This is a genomic window from Curtobacterium sp. AC272, assembly GCF_979258155.1.
Genome location: NZ_OZ409838.1, coordinates 3,427,452 through 3,447,474, shown reverse-complemented (window position 1 = coordinate 3,447,474; position 20,023 = coordinate 3,427,452). Strand labels below are relative to the sequence as shown.

Annotated in this window: 13 protein-coding genes and 3 pseudogenes; 8 read left to right on the top strand and 8 right to left on the bottom strand. The window is 69.3% G+C overall.

Translation table 11 applies throughout. The features are described 5' to 3' along the window. Nucleotides 1-118 precede the first annotated feature (118 nt). The 3 genes from ACZZ0J_RS17795 to ACZZ0J_RS17785 all read left to right on the top strand — a co-directional run bounded on the left by ACZZ0J_RS17795 (nt 119) and on the right by ACZZ0J_RS17785 (nt 2,152). Nucleotides 119-868, top strand: a complete 750-nt coding sequence (locus ACZZ0J_RS17795) for a CPBP family intramembrane glutamic endopeptidase (protein ID WP_123294108.1) — start codon at nt 119-121, stop codon at nt 866-868. Nucleotides 869-877: 9 nt separating this feature from the next. Then, nucleotides 878-1,357, top strand: a complete 480-nt coding sequence (locus tag ACZZ0J_RS17790; protein WP_123673108.1) for a peroxiredoxin — start codon at nt 878-880, stop codon at nt 1,355-1,357. Nucleotides 1,358-1,600: 243 nt separating this feature from the next. Further along, nucleotides 1,601-2,152, top strand: a complete 552-nt coding sequence (locus tag ACZZ0J_RS17785) for a hypothetical protein (RefSeq protein ID WP_463437888.1) — start codon at nt 1,601-1,603, stop codon at nt 2,150-2,152. Between the two features lie 90 nt (nt 2,153-2,242). Here the strand turns inward: ACZZ0J_RS17785 and ACZZ0J_RS17780 are convergent, their stop codons facing one another. After that, a complete protein-coding gene (locus ACZZ0J_RS17780; protein WP_463437887.1) occupies nt 2,243-3,961 on the bottom strand; it encodes an ABC transporter family substrate-binding protein in 1,719 nt (572 codons plus the stop codon). Between the two features lie 256 nt (nt 3,962-4,217). Here ACZZ0J_RS17780 and ACZZ0J_RS17775 point away from each other — a divergent pair, with 256 nt between their 5' ends. The 3 genes and pseudogenes from ACZZ0J_RS17775 (at nt 4,218) to ACZZ0J_RS17765 (ending at nt 8,275) form a co-directional block, all read left to right on the top strand. After that, nucleotides 4,218-5,198 (top strand): ABC transporter permease, encoded by a 981-nt coding sequence (locus tag ACZZ0J_RS17775; protein WP_123340698.1) that lies wholly within the window; start codon nt 4,218-4,220, stop codon nt 5,196-5,198. A 3-nt stretch (nt 5,199-5,201) separates the two neighbouring features. Further along, entirely contained in the window at nt 5,202-6,140 is a 939-nt protein-coding gene (locus tag ACZZ0J_RS17770; RefSeq protein WP_123340697.1) for an ABC transporter permease, read from the top strand. After that, nucleotides 6,133-8,275: pseudogene (locus ACZZ0J_RS17765) on the top strand (dipeptide ABC transporter ATP-binding protein). The gene ACZZ0J_RS17770 and the pseudogene ACZZ0J_RS17765 overlap by 8 nt, the downstream one beginning before the upstream one ends. A gap of 104 nt (nt 8,276-8,379) precedes the next feature. On the opposite strand, the gene ACZZ0J_RS17760 reads toward ACZZ0J_RS17765, so the two are convergent. The 5 genes and pseudogenes from ACZZ0J_RS17760 to ACZZ0J_RS17740 all read right to left on the bottom strand — a co-directional run bounded on the left by ACZZ0J_RS17760 (nt 8,380) and on the right by ACZZ0J_RS17740 (nt 14,411). Further along, on the bottom strand, nt 8,380-8,886 hold the full coding sequence (locus ACZZ0J_RS17760) for a PH domain-containing protein (protein ID WP_123340696.1): 507 nt from the start codon (nt 8,884-8,886) through the stop codon (nt 8,380-8,382). Nucleotides 8,887-8,948: 62 nt separating this feature from the next. Continuing rightward, nucleotides 8,949-10,692 (bottom strand): annotated as a pseudogene (locus ACZZ0J_RS17755) (dipeptide ABC transporter ATP-binding protein). Beyond that, entirely contained in the window at nt 10,689-11,639 is a 951-nt protein-coding gene (locus tag ACZZ0J_RS17750; protein WP_111084969.1) for an ABC transporter permease, read from the bottom strand. The pseudogene ACZZ0J_RS17755 and the gene ACZZ0J_RS17750 overlap by 4 nt, the downstream one beginning before the upstream one ends. Next, nucleotides 11,629-12,558 carry an ABC transporter permease gene (locus ACZZ0J_RS17745; RefSeq protein WP_111084968.1) on the bottom strand — a complete coding sequence of 310 codons (930 nt, stop codon included), beginning with the start codon at nt 12,556-12,558 and terminating at the stop codon, nt 11,629-11,631. The genes ACZZ0J_RS17750 and ACZZ0J_RS17745 overlap by 11 nt, the downstream gene beginning before the upstream one ends. A 227-nt stretch (nt 12,559-12,785) precedes the next feature. After that, on the bottom strand, nt 12,786-14,411 hold the full coding sequence (locus ACZZ0J_RS17740; RefSeq protein WP_194648252.1) for a peptide ABC transporter substrate-binding protein: 1,626 nt from the start codon (nt 14,409-14,411) through the stop codon (nt 12,786-12,788). Nucleotides 14,412-14,717: 306 nt separating this feature from the next. On the opposite strand from ACZZ0J_RS17740, the gene ACZZ0J_RS17735 reads away from it, so the two are divergent. Next, entirely contained in the window at nt 14,718-15,191 is a 474-nt protein-coding gene (locus ACZZ0J_RS17735) for a TolB family protein (protein ID WP_463437886.1), read from the top strand. Between the two features lie 242 nt (nt 15,192-15,433). Then, on the top strand, nt 15,434-16,714 hold the full coding sequence (locus ACZZ0J_RS17730) for an alpha/beta hydrolase family protein (protein WP_463437885.1): 1,281 nt from the start codon (nt 15,434-15,436) through the stop codon (nt 16,712-16,714). Here the strand turns inward: ACZZ0J_RS17730 and gcvP are convergent. Together gcvP and gcvH are read right to left on the bottom strand one after the other, a co-directional pair. Further along, nucleotides 16,711-19,648 (bottom strand): annotated as a pseudogene (gene gcvP, locus ACZZ0J_RS17725) (aminomethyl-transferring glycine dehydrogenase). The gene ACZZ0J_RS17730 and the pseudogene gcvP overlap by 4 nt on opposite strands. After that, a complete protein-coding gene (gcvH, locus tag ACZZ0J_RS17720; RefSeq protein WP_123294121.1) occupies nt 19,645-20,022 on the bottom strand; it encodes a glycine cleavage system protein GcvH in 378 nt (125 codons plus the stop codon). The pseudogene gcvP and the gene gcvH overlap by 4 nt, the downstream one beginning before the upstream one ends. Nucleotide 20,023 lies beyond the last annotated feature (1 nt).

The window sequence follows — 20,023 nt, the reverse complement described above, 5'->3', positions numbered from 1 at the left end:
GGACATCCTTCAATTTCTGGGAGAGTGTCGGGCCAGTGATTTGTCGGCACCGCACCCGCGGGCAGAACGCCCGACACGCCAGTCTACCGGTAGTTCGCAACCGTCAGGAGTACAGCAGATGAGCCGACGGCGAACGTGGGTCGAGATCACCATCGTGCTGCTGCTCTCACTGGGTGCCAGCGCGCTGTACTCGATCCTCCAGATCATCGACGACCTGTCGCAGACGACGCCGCTCGGCGAGCAGTCCACGGCGCTCAACACGTCGTCGACGACGGTGCAGTACGTCGACCTGGCCCGGCAGCTGCTCGGCATCGCAGTGGACCTGGCACCGGTCGCGCTCGTCTGCTTCCTGCTGTGGAGCACGTCCCGCCCGCACCTGTCCCGGCTCGGCATCGACCGGTTCCGGGTGAAGCCCGACCTGGGCGGTCCGGCGCTCATCGCGCTGTGCATCGGGATCCCGGGGCTCGCCCTGTACTTCGCCGGGCGTGCGCTCGGCATCACGGTGAACGTGGACCCCGCTGCCCTGAACTCGTACTGGTGGACGGTGCCGGTCCTGCTGCTGTCCGCGATCCGCTCCGGCCTGCAGGAGGAGGTCATCGTGATCGGGTACCTCTACGCCCGGCTCGGCGACCTGGGCTGGGGGCGGTGGCAGGTGATCCTGTCGACGGCACTGCTGCGCGGGAGCTACCACCTGTACCAGGGCTTCGGCGCGTTCGTCGGCAACGCCGTGATGGGCATCGTGTTCGGCTGGATCTACACGAAGTGGGGCCGCCTGATGCCCTTGATCATCACGCACTGCCTGCTCGACGCCGCGGTGTTCGTCGGTTACCCCTGGGTCGCGAGCGCGTTCCCCCGGTTGTTCTCGTAGCGTGAGCACATGAGCATCCCCGAGGTCGGCGAGTCCGCGCCGACGTTCACCCTGCCGGGCATGATCGTCCGCGACGGGGTCCGCACCGACGACGAGTACGACCTGTCGTCGGAGATCGGCCGGACCGTGGTGCTCGCCTTCTACCCCGGCGACGCGACGGCCGTCTGCACCGCGCAGCTGTGCAGCTACCAGGCGGAGCTCGACGAGTTCGACGAACTGGGCGCCGTGGTGTGGGGCATCAGCCCGCAGGCCCTCGACTCGCACGAGACGTTCGCGCGCGGCTCCTCGCTCACGTTCCCCCTGCTCAGCGACACGGCCGGCTCGGTGATCCGCGACTACGGCGTGCGTGCGCCGGGGATCGGACTTCGCCGATCGGTGTTCGTGATCGGCCCCGACGGCATCGTGCGGTGGCGGCACGTCGGGCTGGTCGGTCTGCGGTTCCCGAAGGCCGAGACCATCCGTGAACAGATCGAACTGCTGGTCTCGTAACCGGATCCCGCGGATCCCGCGGACCCCGCGGACCCCGCGGCTTCGGCCGCTCCCGGCGTGGGGAATCCCGGAATCCGTCGCCATGGGGTATTGACACCCGAACTGGGGGCGACGACCATTGTCGGCACGAGAGGTCCACGCAGGATCTGCCTCCCCGGGGAATCGGGTCGTCCGGAGATACGCGCTGGTGTGTCACACCCGCTCCCCGGGCGTCTCCGGGGAGGCATCTCGTAACCTCGTCCGGTGCACACCACCATCGTCGCCCCGGGCCTCCGCCGTCTCGCCATCGTCCTCTGGGTCGTCGCGGTGGCGCTCGTTCCCGTGGCCCTGCTCGGTGGCAGCACCCCGTGGCTCGTCCCGGTCCCGAGCATCTGCATCGTGTTCGTGGCGTGGGCCGCGCTCTGGCGTCCGCGCATCGAGCTGACCCCCGAGCACCTGCGGATCCTGGACGTCCGCCGCACCAGCACCTACACGTGGTCGCGCGTCACCGAGGTGCGCACCAAGTACGGCATCGAGGTCGTCACGAGCGAGGGCGTCCGCCGCGTCTGGATCGCGACGCGCCCGACCGCGCGGCTCGCCGCCCAGGTCCAGGGCCGACCGGGAGGCCCGGATCACCTCGACGTCGACGCTGCGGCCGCGCGGATGCTGGCCCTCGTACCCGCCCCGGCTCCACAGGACGGCCCGCCGCCCGCGACCGTGACGGCGGCGCCGATCACCCACCGGGTGCACGGGTGGACGGTCCTGGCGTTCGTCGTGCTCGGGATCGCGGCGTCGCTGGCGGCGGCCCGGATGTAGCGTCCCGGCGTCCACTCCCCGCCGACGCAGAACGACACCCCGACGTCGTGCGACGTCGAGGGTGTCGTTGCGGGTCGTGCGACCGCGGGACTACTTGGTGTAGCCCACGTCCTGCCACTTGACCGAGTACTGCTGGAACTGCGCGGGCCCGTAGTTCACGAGGTCCTTGCGCACACCCCAGGCGTACGGCTCGGCGAACAGCGGGATGGTGCCGGCGACGGCGACGATCTTCTTGTCGATCGCCTGCGCGTCCTTGATGCGGGCGTCGGCGTCGAGCTCGGCGTTCGCCTTGTCCCATGCCGCGCCGAGCGAGTCGTCCGTCACGCCGGTGTAGTTCTGGCCGGCGTCGGCGGGGTAGTAGATCGACTTGAGCGACGAGATCGGGAACGGCGTGCCCTGCCACGCGAAGTACGTGGCGTCGAAGTCACGGCCGTCGGTGGTGATGTACTTCGTGAAGAAGTCGTCCGAGGGGACGGTGTCGATCGTGACCTTGAAGCCGGCGAGCTTCGTCTGCTGCTGCACGAGCTGCGCGACGTTCGCCGAGTTCGGGTTGTCCGACGGGATCACGAAGCGGACGTCGAGTTCCTTGCCGCCCTTGGTCGCGTAGCCGTCCGAACCGACCTTCCAGCCGGCGTCCTCGAGCTTCGACTTCGCCTTGTCGGTGCTGTAGCCGTAGACCGACGAGACGTCGTCCTTGTACCCCTCCTGACCGGGCAGGTACGTCAGGTTGTTGAGCACGTCACCCGGGCTCTTCACCGGCGACAGGATCGCCTGGGCGAGGACCTTGCGGTTGATGGCCTGGGCGAACGCCTGGCGCACGTCCTGGTCCTTGAAGACGTCCGAGGTGCCGTTCAGCGTGATCTGCCGCTGCGTGGTGCCGAGCGAGCGCTCGATCTTCGAGTCGGAGCGGGAGTTCGCCGTCTTGAGGTTGTCGGCGCTGCCGTTCAGGTTGAACGCGTCGAGTTCCTTGTTGCCGTACGCCTGCGCGACACCGTCACGCGAGACCGTCTTGAAGACGATGGTGTCGAGCTTGCCCGGGTCGCCCCACCACTTCGAGTTCTTCTCGAACGTGAGGACGCCGCCGTTGGCGTCGAAGGACTTCACGATGTACGGGCCACCGGAGACGTAGGTCTTGCCGTCAGCGGTGTACGGGCCCTTGGCCCAGGCGGTGTTGAAGTGCTCGGGGGTGTCGACGGCCCAGTACGGGTAGATGGAGCCCAGGACGCTCGCCCAGTCGGCGTTCGTCTTCGAGAACGTCATGATGACGTCGCGCTCGTCCGAGCCCTGCTTGACCGAGTCGACGTCCTCCCACACGTTGGTGGCGAGGGGCGCGAAGGCCTTGTTCGTGCCGTTCAGCGCCTTCCAGTTGGCGATGACGTCCTTCGCGCTGATCGGGGTGCCGTCAGACCACACGGCCTTCGGGTTGATCTTGATCTCGACGGTCTGGGGTGAGTCCTTGGTCAGCTCGACCGAGGTCGCGAAGTCCTTGTTCACCTCCCACTCGCCGTTCTCCTTGAACTGGATGAAGCCCGGCAGGTACGCACCGGAGATCGTCTGGTCGTCGACGGTTCCGGAGTCGAGGTTGTTGATCTGGAAGTTCGCCGGAGCGGTGTCGATCGGCAGGGTGATCGACCCGCCGTCCTTGACGTCCGCGCGGTCCGCGACGGTCCAGCCGGTCGACTTCAGCGACGACTCGGCGACCGCGGAGCTGCTGTTGCCCGCCTGTCCACCGCCGGAGCAGCCGGCCAGCACGACGGCCGCAGCCGCAGCGGTGGCCAGCACGGCGATGCCCTTGATCCTCTTTCGCATGGCGAGGATTCCCTTTCGTTGTGGTTCGCGCAGTTCGCGCTGGAACGCGGCGACCCCCGCCGCCACGCCTGTTGGTTGAGAACCCTAGTCACATCCGAAGGCTCCACAAGGGTTGATGTGGGGAATCGAAACATGCTCGTAACGAATGTTGCATAGCGTCACAACGGAAGTCCCACCCCTCCGTCGCGAGCGGCTAACCTGTCGCCACCGACAACGCCGTCCGGACGGACGGCCGCACCCCACGAGGTCCCAGTACATGCTTGCCTTCATCGCAAAGCGGATCGTCAACTACATCGTCCTGACGATCGTCGCGACGACCCTCGGTTACATCCTCGCCAGCAGCACGCTGAACCCGGCTGCCCGGTTCCTGGGCCGCAACCCGGCCGTGCCGCAGGGCACGATCGACGCGTCCCTGCGGAAGCTCGGTGCCGATCCGGACACCCCGCTCATCGTCCGGACGTGGACCTGGTGGTCGAACCTCGTCACGCACGGGTCGCTCGGCATGAGCACCCGCGGCACCGAGGTCACTGCCGACATCGTCGCCCGCTCCGGCACGAGCCTGCGCTTGCTGGTCATCGGCACGCTGCTCGGCGCGATCCTCGGGGTGCTGCTCGGCGTGTGGAACGCCGTCCGCCAGTACCGCACGTCGGACCAGGTCTCGACGTACCTGTCGTTCGCCGTGCTCGCCACCCCGACCTTCGTCATCGCGGTCGTCCTGATGATCCTCGCGACCGCGATGAACCAGGGGCTCGGCACCCAGGTGATCCGGTTCACGGGTGAGTACACGCCGGGGGTGAACGGGTTCTTCCCGGTGCTCGGCGACCGGCTGATCCACCTGTTGTTACCCACGATCTCGCTGACCATCGGCGCCGTCGCCACGTACTCGCGGTACCAGCGCTCCGCGATGCTCGACGTGCTGTCGAACGACTTCATCCGCACCGCGCGGTCGAAGGGCCGGACGCGCGGATCGGCCATCATGCGCCACGGCGTCCGCGTCGCCCTCATCCCGATGTCGACGTTCTTCGCGTACTCGTTCGGGCTGATCCTGACCGGCGCGAGCATCACCGAGCTGGTCTTCAGCTGGCACGGCATGGGCGAGTACTTCGTCCAGGGCATCACCAACAACGACATCAACGCGGCCTCGGGCACGATCCTCTTCACGGCGATCCTCGTGCTCATCGCAGGAACCCTCGCGGACCTGCTCTACGCCGCGCTCGACCCGCGAGTGAGGGTGTGACCCGTGTCTGTTCTCGACCCCACGACCACGACCACCGCCGGCGACCCCGGTGACGGCAACGCCGGCACCCCGGCGCACGTCATCGAGGTCAAGGGCGGCCGCACGCCGCTCTGGCGCAAGGTGTTCGGCACCTGGCGTGCCCGCATCGGTGGCGGCGCCCTGCTGCTCATCCTGCTGTGGGCCTTCGTCGGCCCGCACCTGTACCACTGGAACGCCGTCGACTCCGACGGTCTGGCGTTCGGCATGCCGCCGAGCGCCGCGCACTGGTTCGGCACGAACGACATCGGCCAGGACATCTACGCGCAGACGCTCGTCGGCCTGCAGAAGTCGCTGCTCATCGGCCTCATCGCCGGTCCGGCCGCGACGCTGATCGCCGGCATCGTCGGTGCGATCGCCGGCTACTTCGGCGGCACCGTGGACCGCGTGCTCGTGTGGGTCATCGACCTGCTGCTCGTGATCCCCTCGTTCTACGCGCTCGTGCTCCTGAGCCCGGTGTTCAAGAACCTGACGTGGGTGGCGCTCATCGTCGGCCTCGCGGTGTTCAGCTGGATGGTGATGGCGCGCGTGATCCGCGGCCAGACGATGTCCCTGCGCGAACGCGACTACGTCAAGGCCGCCCGCTTCATGGGCGTCCCGGCGTTCACGATCATCCGACGGCACATCCTGCCGAACGTGGCGTCCCTGCTCATCATCGACGCGACGCTCGGCGTCGGGGCCGCGATCCTGGCGGAGAGCTCGCTGAGCTTCTTCGGCTTCGGCATCCAGATCCCCGACGTCTCGCTCGGCACCCTGCTCGCCGCCGGCAGCCAGTCCGCCGTCACCCGCCCGTGGCTGTTCGTCCTGCCCGCCGCGACCCTCGTCGCGACCGTGCTCTCGACCAGCCTGCTCGGCGACGCCCTGCGCGACGCCATCGACCCCACCTCCGGAGCCAACCGTGACTGAGCCGCTGCTGACCGTGTCCGACCTGTCGGTCACGTTCAACCCGAAGACCAAGCCCGTCTACGCCGTCCGCGGGGTCGACTACACGGTGGCCCCCGGCGAGTTCCTCGGGATCGTCGGCGAGTCCGGCTCCGGCAAGTCGGTGTCCTCGATGGCCGTGATGGGTCTGCTCCCGTCGTCCGCCCACGTCGAGGGCAGCATCCGCTTCGACGGCCAGGAGCTCCTCGGCAAGAACGACCGCGAGATGTCCCGCCTGCGCGGCGGCGACATCGCGATGGTGTTCCAGGACCCGCTGTCCGCCCTGACGCCCGTGTACACGATCGGCCAGCAGATCATCGAGGGGCTGCGACTGCACGACCGCTCCCTCACCCAGCACGCCGCCCGCACCCGCGCCGAGGAGCTGCTGCGCGTCGTCGGCATCCCGAACCCCGCTCGGCGCCTCGACGCGTTCCCGCACGAGTTCTCCGGCGGCATGCGGCAGCGCGCGATGATCGCCATCGCCATCGCGAACGACCCGAAGCTGATCATCGCCGACGAACCGACCACCGCGCTCGACGTGACGATCCAGGCGCAGATCCTGGACGTGCTGCAGACGGCGAAGGACATGACCGGCGCCGCCGTCGTCCTCATCACGCACGACCTCGGTGTCGTCGCCGGCAACGCGGACCGCGTCGCCGTGATGTACGCGGGCCGCATCGTCGAGACGGCTCCGGTCGAGCCGCTCTTCCGCGAGCCCGTCATGCCGTACACGATCGGGCTCCTCCGCTCGATGCCGAACATGACCGCGGCCCGCACCGAACGACTCGTCCCGCTCGAGGGCCGCCCGCCCTGCTCACGCAGAAGCCGACCGGCTGCCCGTTCGCCGACCGCTGCCCCGCGGTCATCGACGCCTGCCGCGACGGCGAGCCCGCGCTGGTCGAGCCGACCGTCCCGCAGAGCGGTGACAACCCGGTCCTGACCGGGACCGTCCCGACGATCGGCAACGGCACGCTGCTCGACGACCACACCGCCGCGTGCATCCGTCGCGACGAGATCGCGGCGGGCACCCTCGAGCGGTCGGAGATCTTCCCCGCCCCGAGGACATCCCCGAGGCCGCGGTCGACCACGGCGACGACGTCGTCCTCGAGCTCACCGACGTCGTCAAGACGTTCCCGCTTACCAAGGGCGCGCTCTTCCGCCGGCAGATCGGCGAGGTGCACGCGGTCGACGGCATCTCCCTGACGCTGAAGCGCGGGCAGGTGCTCGGCCTGGTCGGTGAGTCCGGCTGCGGCAAGACCACCACGATCATGGAGATCCTCGAGCTCGCCGGCGCGCAGCAGGGCACCATCCGGGTGAACGGCGTCGACACCGCATCGCTGTCGAAGAAGGACCGCCTGGCGATCCGCCGCGACATCCAGGTCGTGTTCCAGGACCCGATGGCGTCGATCGACCCCCGGCTCGACATCGGTTCGGTGATCGGTGAACCGCTGACGGTGCACGGCGTCGCGAAGGACGAGATCCGCCGCCGGGTCCGCGAGGTCCTGGAGCTCGTCGGGCTCGAGCCGAGCTACATCGACCGGTACCCGCACGAGTTCTCCGGCGGCCAGCGGCAGCGCATCGGCATCGCGCGGGCGCTCATCGTCGAGCCGAAGATCCTGGTGCTCGACGAGCCGGTCTCGGCGCTCGACGTCTCGGTGCAGGCCGGCGTGATCAACCTGCTCGAGGACCTGAAGCACCGCCTCGGCCTGTCGTACCTGTTCGTCGCGCACGACCTGTCCGTCGTCCGGCACATCGCCGACGACGTCGCGGTCATGTACCTCGGGCGGATCGTCGAGTACGGCGACGGCGACAAGGTGTTCTCGGACCCGCAGCACCCGTACACGCGGGCGCTGCTGTCGGCCGTGCCAGTGCCGGACCCGTCCGCCGAGGCCGCCCGCGGGCGGATCCTGCTCGACGGCGACCTGCCCTCGCCCACGGAGCGCATCGACGGCTGCCGGTTCCGCACCCGCTGCCCGCTCTACCAGCTCCTCGACGAGGGCCGGCAGGAACAGTGCCGCACCGTGGATCCGCGCCTGCAGGACGTGCACGGCCGCGGCGTCGCGTGCATCCAGACCGACCAGGAGCACCTGCTCACCGAGCGGGTCGGCGCGGTCGTCTGACGACGCGGGTCACGTGGTGGACGTGACCAGCAGACGGACGGGAGGCCCGTTGCCAGCTGGCAACGGGCCTCCCGTCCGTCTTGTCGTCGCGATCGCGAGCCGCGTCAGCCGCCCAGCGTCAGGCTCAGCAGCGAGACCACGAGGAGCGCCAGCGCGACCGCGCCGACGATGACGGCGGGGCGGTCCCAGCCGCGCACGGCGTCGCCGTCACCGGCGACGGCACGCTGCTCAGCCCACCGGTCGAGCAGCACGGTCATCTCGTCCGGCTGGCGCAGCACAGCACGCTCGCCGCGCCGGGCCGGCTTCGGCCGCGGCAGCGACGGGCCGCCCCAACACTGCACGCGACGGCCCGCGACCGTCTCGATGACGATCTGCCAGCGGAGCTTGACGTCGGCGACCGCGTGCCACGGCACCACGGTGCGGCGGAGCGGGTTGACGACGGTGACGGCCGTGTCGTCGATACGGATGCACGGGCGGTACGTGAGCACCCACAGGACCCAGACGAGCACGGCGATCGGTCCGACGGCGTCGAGCACCACGATCCAGCTGCCGCGCACGGCCGCGTCGACCAGCAGGAAGAGGCCCAGGACGGCTACGAGGCCGGCCGCCACGGCGCCTCCGCGACCAGCGCGGAGGACGACGGGACGTCCGGCCTCGTTCGTGTCCAGCAGGATCAGCGTCCGAACTCGAACCCGGCGCCGGGGATGGCGGCCAGGAGGTCCTTCGTGTACTGCTCCTTCGGGGCGGCGAAGACCTCGTCGGTCGTCGCCTTCTCGACGATCTTGCCCTGCCGCATGACGCACACGTTGTCCGCGACCAGGCGGACGACCGCCAGGTCGTGCGTGATGAACAGGTAGGTCAGGCCGAGTTCGGTCTGCAGCTCCGTCAGCAGGTCGAGGATCTGCCCCTGCACGAGCACGTCGAGCGCGGAGACGGCCTCGTCGAGGACGATGACCTCCGGCTTGAGTGCGAGCGCGCGGGCGACGGCGATGCGCTGCCGCTGCCCACCCGAGAGCTCGTTCGGGTAGCGGTTGACCATCGACTTCGGCAGCGCGACCTGGTCGAGCAGCTCGAGCACGCGGGCCCGACGCGACGCCTTGTCGCCCACCTTGTGCGTGGCGAGCGGCTCGGCGATCGTGTTCCCGACGTTGTACATCGGGTCCAGCGAGCCGTACGGGTCCTGGAACACCGGCTGCACGCGGCGGCGGAAGTCGAAGAGGTCCTTGCCCTTCAGCGCGCCGATGTCGATGCCGTCGAACTGCACGGTGCCGCTCGAGATGCTCCTCGAGCTGCAGCACCAGCTTGGCGACGGTCGACTTGCCCGAGCCGGACTCACCGACGAGCGCCGTGGTGGTGCCCTTCGGGATCGCGAACGACACGTCGTCGACGGCCTTGAGCTCGCGGGTGGCGAGGCTCTTGCCACGCAGCTTGTAGATCTTCTCGAGGTTCTTCACCACGATGAGGTCCTCGGCCGGACGGTGCTCTCGCTCCTGCGCCCGGGCGATGAGCTCGGCGTCGTCGCTGCCGGCGTCGGCGATCTCGATGCGCTCGTGCTGCACCTTCGACTGGATGCGGCGGCTCGCGAGCGAGGGCGCCGCAGCGACCAGGCGCTGCGTGTACGGGTGCTGCGGGTTGGCCAGGATCTCCTTCGAGGGACCGGCCTCGACGACCTGGCCCTTGTACATCACGACGAGCTTCTCGGCGCGCTCGGCGGCGAGGCCGAGGTCGTGCGTGATGAACAGCACCGAGGTGCCGAAGTCGCGGGTCAGGCTCTCGAGGTGGTCGAGGATGACGCGCTGGACCGTGACGTCGAGCGCACTCGTCGGCTCGTCGGCGATGAGCAGCTGCGGGCGGCTCGACAGACCGATGCCGATGAGCACGCGCTGCCGCATACCGCCGGAGAACTCGTGCGGGTACTGCTTGAGGCGGGTCGAGGCGTCGCCGAGGCCGGCTTCCTTCAGGACCTCGATCGCGCGGTCGCGGACGGCCTTCTTGCCGGTGGCCATGCCGTTCGCACGGATCGCCTCCTCGACCTGGAAACCGATCGACCACAGCGGGTTGAGGTTCGACATCGGGTCCTGCGGGACGTAGCCGATCTCCTTCCCGCGGATCTCGGACATCTCCTTGTCGCTCAGCCCGACGAGCTCGCGCCCGTTGAACTTGATCGACCCGCCGGTGACCTGCCCGGTGCCGGGCAGCAGCTTGATGATCGCCTGGGCGCTCGTCGACTTGCCGGAACCGGACTCGCCGACGATGGCCAGACGCTCGCCCTGCTCGAGGGTGAGGTCGACACTGCGCACGGCCTGCACGAGACCGGACTGCGTCTTGAAGCCGACCTGCAGGTCGCGGATCTCGAGCAGCGGAGCGCCGTCGGCGTTGGTGCGTCGGCCGGTGGGGTTGGTCAGCGTCTCGCTCATCGGCGGGCCCTCGCCTTCGGGTCGAGCGCGTCGCGCACCACGTCACCGAGGAGCAGGAACGCGAGCACGGTGATGGACAGCGCGGCCGACGGCCAGAAGATCGTCGACGGGTTGGTGCGGATCGACGTCTGCGCCGTGCCGATGTCGAGACCCCAGCTGAGGGCCGACGGCGGCAGTCCGATGCCGAGGAACGACAGGGTCGCCTCGGCCACGATGAACGTGCCGAGCGACACGGTCGCGACCACGATGACGGGAGCCAGCGAGTTCGGGATGACATGGCGCACGAGCGTCTTGAACCGGCTGACGCCCAGGGCCGCCGACGCCATGACGTAGTCGGCCTGCTTGGCGCTCAGGACGGCACCACGCATGATGCGGGCGATCTGCGGCCAGGCGAACGCAGCGAGCACGAGCGCGACGGTGATCGCGTTCCGCGCGGGGATGACCGACATGATCACGATCGCACCGAGGACGGTGGGGATCGAGAAGAAGATGTCACCGATGCGGGACACGATCGTGTCGAGCCAGCCGCCGTAGAAGCCGGCCAGCGCACCGATCACGATGCCGACGAGCGACACCAGGACCGTCGCGACGATGCCGACGATGAGCGAGTTCTGGGCGCCCCAGATCACGCGGGCGTAGACGTCGGAACCCTGACGCGTGAAGCCGAGGATGTGCCCGGCCTCGGGTCCGCCGTCGCTGTTGTCGAGGTTCGACGCACGCGGGTCGACGTGGGCGAAGAGCCCCGGGAAGACCGCGACCACGATGATCAGCAGGATCAGGATCGAGGAGATCCAGAACGTCGGACGGGTCCGCATGGACTCCCAGGCGTCGGTCCACAGGGAACGGGTCTTCTCGTCCTCGTTGACCTGGTCGATCGCCTGCAGGGGCGTTTCCTCGAGCGGGGCGACGAAGTGCGTCGCCGAGCGGGGTGCGGCGTTACTTGGCATAGCGGATCCTCGGGTCCAGGACGGCGTAGAGCAGGTCCACCAGGAGGTTGGCGAGCATGAAGATGATGACCATCACGGCGACGAAGGAGACCACCGTCGGGCCCTCGCCGAGCTTGACGGCGCGGAAGACCGTGCCGCCGACACCGTTGATGTTGAAGATGCCCTCGGTGACGATCGCACCGACCATCAGGTTGCCGATGTCGACACCCAGGTAGGTCACCACGGGGATGAGCGAGTTCCGGAAGATGTGCACGCCCACCACACGACGACGGGGCAGGCCCTTCGCGGTCGCGGTGCGCACGAAGTCCGCCGTGGTGTTCTCGGCCACGCTCGCGCGGGTGAGCCGCACGATGTAGGCGAACGACACGGACGCCAGGACGATCGCCGGCAGGATCAGTTCGTCCCAGGGCGCTTGCCCGGACACCGTGACCCGGAACAACCCGAGCTTGATGCCGAACACGTACTGCAGCACGAACCCGACGACGAAGGTCGGCACCGAGATGAGCAGGAGCGAGACGACGAGCGCGGTGGCGTCGAACAGCTTGCCCTTGCGCAGACCCGCGATGACACCGACGACGATGCCGGCGACGGCCTCGAACACGAGCGCGAGGATCGCGAGACGAGCGGTGATCGGGAACGCGGAGGCGAGCTGCTGGCTGACCGGCAGACCGGAGTAGGTCACGCCGAGGTCGCCACGGAACACGCCGCCGATCCAGAGCAGGTACTGGACGATGAACGGCTTGTCCAGGTTGTACTGCTGGCGCAGGGTCTCGATGACCTGCGGCGACGGCTGGCGGTCGCCGAACAGCGCTGCGATGGGGTCGCCGGGCAGCGAGAACACCATGAAGTAGATGAGGAACGTGGCCCCGAAGAACACGGGGATGAGTTGCAGGAGGCGCTTTCCGAGGTACCAGAGCATCAGATCCCTGCCCGGTCCGGAGCGATGTCGATCAGGTTCATTGTGGTGAGGGGTGGACGTTCCGAGGGTCGGCACGGATGTCCGGTTCGGGCGGCGGCGCCCGATGTGGTGGGGGAAGGTGTTGCCGCCGTGGTACGGGGTTCGGGGACCGTTGCGGTCCCCGAACCCCCGTCCGGTGGTCGCGAGGCAGGATACCTGCCCACGCGGTGCTCTCGAGGAGAGCGGTGTTACTTCTTGACCTCGATGTCGTAGTACAGCGGCACCGAGTTCCAGCCGAACTTCACGTTGGACACGTTGTCGGCGTTCCAGACACCGGTGACGTTCGAGTACCAGAGCGGGATCTCCGGGAGGTCCTTGAACAGGAGCTCCTGGGCCTGGTCGAAGGCCTTGTTGCCCTCTTCGACCGTGGCGGCCGAACGGCCCTCGGCGAGCAGCTCGTTGTACTCCTTGGAGTCGTACCGCGAGTAGTTGTTCGACGAGCCCTCACCCATGGTCGGGCCGAGGAAGTTGTACAGCGACGGGTAGTCGGCCTGCCAACCGGTGCGGCTGCCGCCCGTGAGCTTGTCGTTCGTCTGGAGGTCGAGGGCCTCCTGGAACGTCGGGATCGCGTTGCCCTCGGCCTTGATGCCGAGCGTGTTCGAGATCGAGTTCGTGACCGCGGTCACCCACGCCTCGTGCCCACCGTCGGCGTTGTACGTGATGGTGAGGGTGTCGTCGTACTTCGAGATCTTGTCGGCCTCGGCCCACAGCTTCTTGGCCTCGGACTCGTTGTAGTCCAGGACGTCGGAGCCGTCGAGGTCGTCGTTCCAGCCCGCGATGACCGGCGACGTGAAGTCCTTCGCCGGGGTGCGCGTGCCGTCGAAGATCTTGTCGGTGATCTGCTTGCGGTTGATGGCCATCGAGACGGCCTCACGACGCAGCGTGCCTTCCTCGCCCTTCCAGTGGTCGAGGTAGTACGGCAGGTAGATCGCCTGGAAGATGGCGGCCGGCTGGTTGACGTTCGAGTCCGGGAAGTCCGACTTGTACGTCTTGAAGGCGCTGTCCGGCACGGCGTCGAGGACGTCGAGGTTGCCGCCCTGCGCGTCGGAGTACGCGGTGTCCTGCGAGGCGTAGAACGTGATCGTCAGACCACCGTTCTTCGGCTTGCGCTTGCCCTCGTAGTCCTTGTTGGTGACGAGCTTGATGGACTGGTTGTGCGTCCAGGCCTTCTTGCCGTCGAGCTTGTACGGACCGTTGCCGATCGGGTTCTCACCGAACGCCTTGGTGTCGTCGTAGAACGAGGACGGCAGCGGCACGAACGCCGAGTAGCCGAGCGACAGCGGGAAGTCCGACTGGGCCGACTTCAGCGTGACGGTGAACTCGTCGTCGTCGACGACCTTGAGGCCCGTGAGCTCCGAGTCCTTGTCGGCGTCGTAGCCCTCGATGTTCTCGAAGAAGTAGCTGGCGCCCTGGGCGTTCGACTTCTGCGCGGCCCAGTTCCAGGCCTTGGTGAAGGACTCCGCGGTGACCTTCTCGCCGTTCGTGAACGTGTAGTTCGTGTTCAGCTTGATGTCGAAGGTCTTCGAGTCATCGGTGTCGATGCTCTTCGCGACCTCGTTGACGGACTTGCCGTCGGCGTCGTAGGACACGAGGCCCTCGAAGAGCGAGTCGATGATCTTGCCGCCACCGGTCTCGGTGGTGTTCGACGGGATCAGCGGGTTCTGCGGCTCGCTGCCGTTGGTCGTGACGATGCCGGAGGCGTTGGACGAGCCCGAGCCACCCCCACTGTTGCTGTTGCTGGAGCAGGCGGTCAGGGCGAGTGCTGTGGCCCCGAGCACGGCGAGGGCTGCAAGCCCGGCGCGCTTCTTGATCAAGGTTCCTCCTGGTGCATGGGACGCGCAAGGGCACGGCGGTGTCACCCGGGCGCGTTTGACATCTGCACTGTAGGCAAGGTGGACAGCAGCCTCCAAACCCTGGAGCGAACGGTTACAAGCCGGTAACCAACTTGCACGATCCTTGCGAGAAGATGCAAGATTCGCGCGCTTGCTGAACGCCCTCGCGCTTTTGTTGCATCTGCATGAAATTCGTTGCACTGCGACACAGTTCTGTGCAAGGAAGAACTGTTCCGAGGCCCCCTCAGGACCCGGGCATCCGCGCCGCACCAGCCGTACCGTGAACACGTGCTCGCGAACGACATCCCCCATCTCCACGTCCCCTCCTCCCCCACCGTCAGCGGTGATCCCGGGAACGGCGGAGCTGCCTTCGTCGCGGTCGCCCGTCCGGACCTCGACCAGGACGCGTACCGCAGCACCATCGAACGCGTGACCACCGAGGGCGCGGTCCGCTGGACGTCCGGCGACCGCGACTCGTCGCCGGCCCTGTCCCCCGACGGTCGCGCCCTCGCCTTCCTCCGGTCCGTCGAGGACGACCACGGCGTCGCACACCCACAGCTCGCCGTGGCGCCGGTGCACGGCGGCGAGGCCCGCGTGGTCACCGCCCTGCCGCTCGGCGCCGGCACCCCGGTCTGGTCGCCCGACTCGACACGCGTCGCCGTGACCGCACGCTTCCCCGAACCCGGCCGCTACGGCTCCGAGGTCCCCGGCGGCGACCGTCGTCCGGCGGCGGACGCCGAGGCGCCGCGGCTCGTGTCCTGACTCGACTTCCACGTCGACGGCACGGGGTACCTGCTCGACAAGCCGCAGCAGATCGTGGTCGTCGACGTCACCGACCCCGCAGCGGCACCGGTGGACTCCCGCTCACGAGCGCGCCCTGCTCGGTCTCCGCACCGGCCTGGTACCCGGACGGCGGCGCGCTCCTCGTCGTCGCCCCGCGGGACCTCGGTGCGCGTGAGACCCACGACGACGACCTGTACCGCGTCGACACGTCCGACGGCACGATGGCGCTGGCGATCCGGACCGAGGGCTCGGTCAGCTCGATCGCGATCACCCCGGACGGCACCGTCCACTACGTCGGGGCGTCGCACCGCGACGGGCGGCTGGTCGGCGAACCCGAAGGGCTGTGGGTCGCGGCGCACGACTCCGAACCGGTCCGACTGACCGCCCGCGAGACGGTCGACGTCTCCGGGACGCCGGCGTTCCACCGCGACGACGTCCTCGTGCAGGTGCTCGACCGCGGCACCGTCACCGTCCGTCGTGTCCCCGCCGTCACGACGGCCCCGCTCCGGCTCGACGAGCTCGGGGTCGTCCTCGGCGGCCGTCTGGTCGTCTCGGGCTTCGACGTCGACGGGGACGTCCTGGTCGCCACGGCTGCCACGACGGACTCGCCCGGCGAGGTCCACGTGGTCGACCTGACCGTGACCGACGATGCCCTCCCGACGGTGCTCACCGACTACGCGGCCCCGCTCCGGTCCGAGGCATCGGCCCCCGGTGTCCGCCGCATCGAGGAGCTCACCGGCACCGCTCCGGACGGTAACCCGGTGCACGGCTGGGTCGTCCTGCCCGAAGGCGAGGGGCCGCATCCCGTCCTCCGGGTGGTGCACGGCGGACCGTTCGGCCAGGACACCTGGGCGTTCTTCGACGAGGCGCAGGTCTATGCCAGCGCCGGGTACGCCGTGGTCATCGGCAACCCGCGCGGATCCGGTGGCTACGGGCTCGACCACGGCCGCGCGGTCATCGGGGCGATGGGCACCGTCGACGTCGACGACGTGCTCGCCCTGCTCGACGCAGCGCTCGAGCGCCCCGACCTCGACGCGGCACGCGTCGGCATCATGGGCGGCTCGTACGGCGGGTTCATGACGAGCTGGGTCGCCGCCCACCACGGCGAGCGGTTCGTCGCCGCGTGGAGCGAGCGCGCCGTGAACGCGTGGGACTCGTTCGCGGGCAGTTCCGACATCGGTTGGTACTTCGCCGACGCGTACGTGGGCGCCGACCCGGAAGAGCAGCGTCGACGGAGCCCGCTGACCTACGCCGCGCAGGTCACCATCCCGTTCATGGTCGCGCACTCGGAAGCCGACTGGCGCTGCCCGATCGAGCAGGGGCAGCGCCAGTTCGTGGCCCTCCGGCGCGCGGGGGTCGACGCGTCGTTCCTCGTGTTCCCGGGCGAGGGCCACGAGCTCTCCCGCTCCGGCACGCCGTGGCACCGCGTACAGCGGTTCGAGCACGTCCTCGCGTGGTGGGCGGAGCACCTGCCCGTCACACCGGTGGACGCGGGTCGCTAGGCGAACGCCTCCACCGGCGGGCACGCGCACACCAGGTTGCGGTCGCCGTAGGCCTGGTCGATCCGGCGCACCGGCGGCCAGTACTTGCGGCCACTGATGCCCGGCAGCGGGTAGACGGCCTGCTCGCGGGTGTAGGCGTGCGCCCACTCCCCGAGATCACCGACGACGCCGTGTGCGGGGCGTGCACGAGCGGGTTGTCGTCCGCCGGCCACTCCCCGCGCTCCACGGCCGAGGCCTCGGCACGGATGGCGAGCATCGCGTCGACGAACCGGTCGAGCTCGGCCAGGTCCTCGCTCTCGGTCGGCTCCACCATCAGGGTGCCGGCGACCGGGAACGACATGGTCGGGGCGTGGAAGCCGTAGTCGACCAGCCGCTTCGCGACGTCGTCGACGGTGATGCCGGTGGTGTCGCGCAACGGTCGCAGGTCGAGGATGCACTCGTGCGCCACGAGGCCGTCCTCGCCCGTGTAGAGCACCGGGAACGCGTCGCGCAGTCGAGCCGCGATGTAGTTCGCCCCGAGCACGGCTGCCTCGGTCGCACGGGTGAGGCCCTCGAGCCCCATCATCCGGACGTACGTCCACGTGATGGGCAGGATGCTCGGGCTGCCGTACGGTGCCGCGCTGACCGGACCGCCGGCGTGCGCCAGGCGGTCGTCGGCCTCGGCCGCGGTCGACCCGGCCGTCGGTCGGCCTGCTGGGCGAACGGGTGCCCCGGCAGGTACGGCGCCAGGTGCGCCTTCGCCGCGACCGGACCGACACCGGGTCCGCCGCCGCCGTGCGGGATGCAGAAGGTCTTGTGCAGGTTGAGGTGGGAGACGTCGCCGCCGAAGTCGCCGAAGCGGGCGTGGCCGAGCAGCGCGTTGAGGTTCGCGCCGTCGACGTAGACCTGGCCGCCGGCGTCGTGCACGGCGTCGCAGATCTCGCGGATGTCGTGCTCGTACACGCCGTGGGTCGACGGGTACGTGATCATCAGCGCGGCGAGCTGGTCGCCGTGCTGCGCGGTCTTCGCCCGGAGGTCGGCGAGGTCGACGTTGCCGTTCTCGTCGCAGGCGACCACGACGACCTGCATGCCGGCGAGCACCGCGGACGCGGCGTTCGTACCGTGCGCGCTCGACGGGATGAGGCAGACGGTGCGCTCGGTGCCGCCGTTCGCCAGGTGGTACCCGCGGATCGCGAGGAGTCCGGCGAGCTCGCCCTGGCTGCCCGCGTTCGGCTGCAGGGACACGGTGTCGTACCCGGTGACCTCGGCCAGCCAGGACTCCAGGTCACCGATCATGTCGAGGTAGCCCTCGACGTCGCCGCGCGGCGCGAACGGGTGGATGTTCGCGAACTCCGGCCACGTCACCGCGGCCATCTCGGTCGCCGCGTTGAGCTTCATCGTGCAGCTCCCGAGCGGGATCATGCCCCGGTCGAGCGCGTAGTCCTTGTCCGCCAGGTGCTTCAGGTACCGCATCATGCGGGTCTCGCTGCGGTGGGCGCTGAAGACGGGGTGCGTCAGGTACTCGCTCGCGCGCAGCAGACCGGCCGGGAGGCCCGTGGCCGCGTCCCGCACGGCCGCCTCGGTCGCGGGGACGGTCACGTCCACGGCCCCGAACACGCCCGCCAGTCGGGTGACGTCGTCGGGCGTGGTCGTCTCGTCGACGGAGAGCTGGAACACGTCCTCGTCCACCTGGTGCAGCAGGAAGTCGGCGTCCTGCGCTGCGGCGACGACCGCCCCGGCGCGACCGGTGGCCCGCAGGGTGAGCGTGTCGAAGAACGCGTCGTGCACGACCTCGAGCCCGGCGTCGCGGGCGACCGCGGCGAGCGCCGACGTCGTCCGGGCGACCCGGTTCGCGATGAAGCGCAGCCCCTCGGGCCCGTGGTAGACGGCGTACATCGAGGCCATCACGGCGAGCAGGACCTGCGCGGTGCAGATGTTGCTCGTCGCCTTCTCGCGGCGGATGTGCTGCTCGCGGGTCTGCAGGCTGAGGCGGTAGGCCATCGCACCGTCGGCGTCGAAGGACACCCCGACCAGGCGACCGGGCAGCTGGCGTTCGAGCCCGGCGCGCACGGCGAGGTAGCCGGCGTGCGGGCCGCCGAAGCCGAGCGGGACGCCGAAGCGCTGGCTCGTCCCCACGGCGACGTCGGCACCCAGGTCACCGGGGCTGGCGAGCAGGGTCATGGCGAGCAGGTCGGCCGCGACGACGGCGATGCCGCCACCGGCGTGGACGCGCTCGATGATCGACGACGGGTCGACGATCCGGCCGGAGGCACCGGGGTACTGCACGATCACGCCGAAGGCGCCGTCGAGCTGCTCGTCGGTCGGCCCGGTGACGGGGTCGAACGCACGCAGCGTGATGCCGACGGCGTCGGCGCGGTGGTCGAGCAGCGCGCGGGTCTGCGGCAGCAGGTCGTCGTCGACCAGGAACGCGTCGCCCTTCACCTTGGAGGCGCGGCGGGCGAGGAGCATGCCCTCGACCACAGCGGTGCCCTCGTCGAGCATCGAGGCGCCGGCGGTGGCCATGCCCGTCAGGTCGGAGACCATCGTCTGGAAGTTGATGAGCGCTTCGAGCCGGCCCTGGGAGATCTCCGGCTGGTACGGCGTGTAGGCCGTGTACCAGCTCGGGTTCTCGAGCACGTTCCGCTGGATCACGGCGGGGGTGTGGGTGCCGTGGTACCCGAGCCCGATCATGGCGCGGCGGACGGTGTTGCGGCCGGCCTTGGCGCGGAGTTCGGCGAGCGCCTCGGTCTCGCCGACGGCGGCGGGGATCACCGAGTCGGTGACGGGTGCTGCGTGGATCGACTCCGGGATCGCGGCGCGGACCAGGGCGTCGAGCGACGGCCGGCCCACGGTGTCGAGCATCGTCTGCTGGTCGGCCGGGGTGGTGCCGATGTGGCGGTCGGCGAACGAGGTCTGCAGGTTCTGGAACACCTGCTGGTCGTCGGGGCCGGTCATGCGATGGACGCCCGGTACGCGTCGTGGTCCATCAGGTCCTCGGGGAACGAGGTGCCGTCGACCTTGATCTTGACGAGCCAGCCGGTGCCGAACGGGTCCTGGTTGACCGTGTCGGGGGCGTCGACCACGGCGTCGTTGACCGCGACGACCTCGCCCTCGATCGGCGCGAAGAGCTCACCGACGCTCTTGGTGGACTCGATCTCGCCGATCTGCTCGCCCGCGGTGGTGGCGGTGCCGACGGCGGGGAGCTCGACGTAGACGACGTCACCGAGCTGCTCGGCGGCGTGGTCGGTGATGCCGACGGTGACGGTGTCGCCCTCGACGAGGAGCCACTCGTGGTCGGCGGTGTACTGGAGTGCGGTCTGGTCGCTCACG

What these genes read in the sequence shown, in the direction of transcription:
- ACZZ0J_RS17790 (WP_123673108.1), top strand. Translation starts at nt 878, where the DNA reads ATGAGCATCCCCGAGGTCGGCGAGTCCGCGCCGACGTTCACCCTGCCG.
- ACZZ0J_RS17775 (WP_123340698.1), top strand. Translation starts at nt 4,218, where the DNA reads ATGCTTGCCTTCATCGCAAAGCGGATCGTCAACTACATCGTCCTGACG.
- ACZZ0J_RS17745 (WP_111084968.1), bottom strand. Translation starts at nt 12,558, where the DNA reads ATGCTCTGGTACCTCGGAAAGCGCCTCCTGCAACTCATCCCCGTGTTC.
- ACZZ0J_RS17730 (WP_463437885.1), top strand. Translation starts at nt 15,434, where the DNA reads ATGGCGCTGGCGATCCGGACCGAGGGCTCGGTCAGCTCGATCGCGATC.
- ACZZ0J_RS17780 (WP_463437887.1), bottom strand. Translation starts at nt 3,961, where the DNA reads ATGCGAAAGAGGATCAAGGGCATCGCCGTGCTGGCCACCGCTGCGGCT.
- ACZZ0J_RS17750 (WP_111084969.1), bottom strand. Translation starts at nt 11,639, where the DNA reads ATGCCAAGTAACGCCGCACCCCGCTCGGCGACGCACTTCGTCGCCCCG.
- ACZZ0J_RS17795 (WP_123294108.1), top strand. Translation starts at nt 119, where the DNA reads ATGAGCCGACGGCGAACGTGGGTCGAGATCACCATCGTGCTGCTGCTC.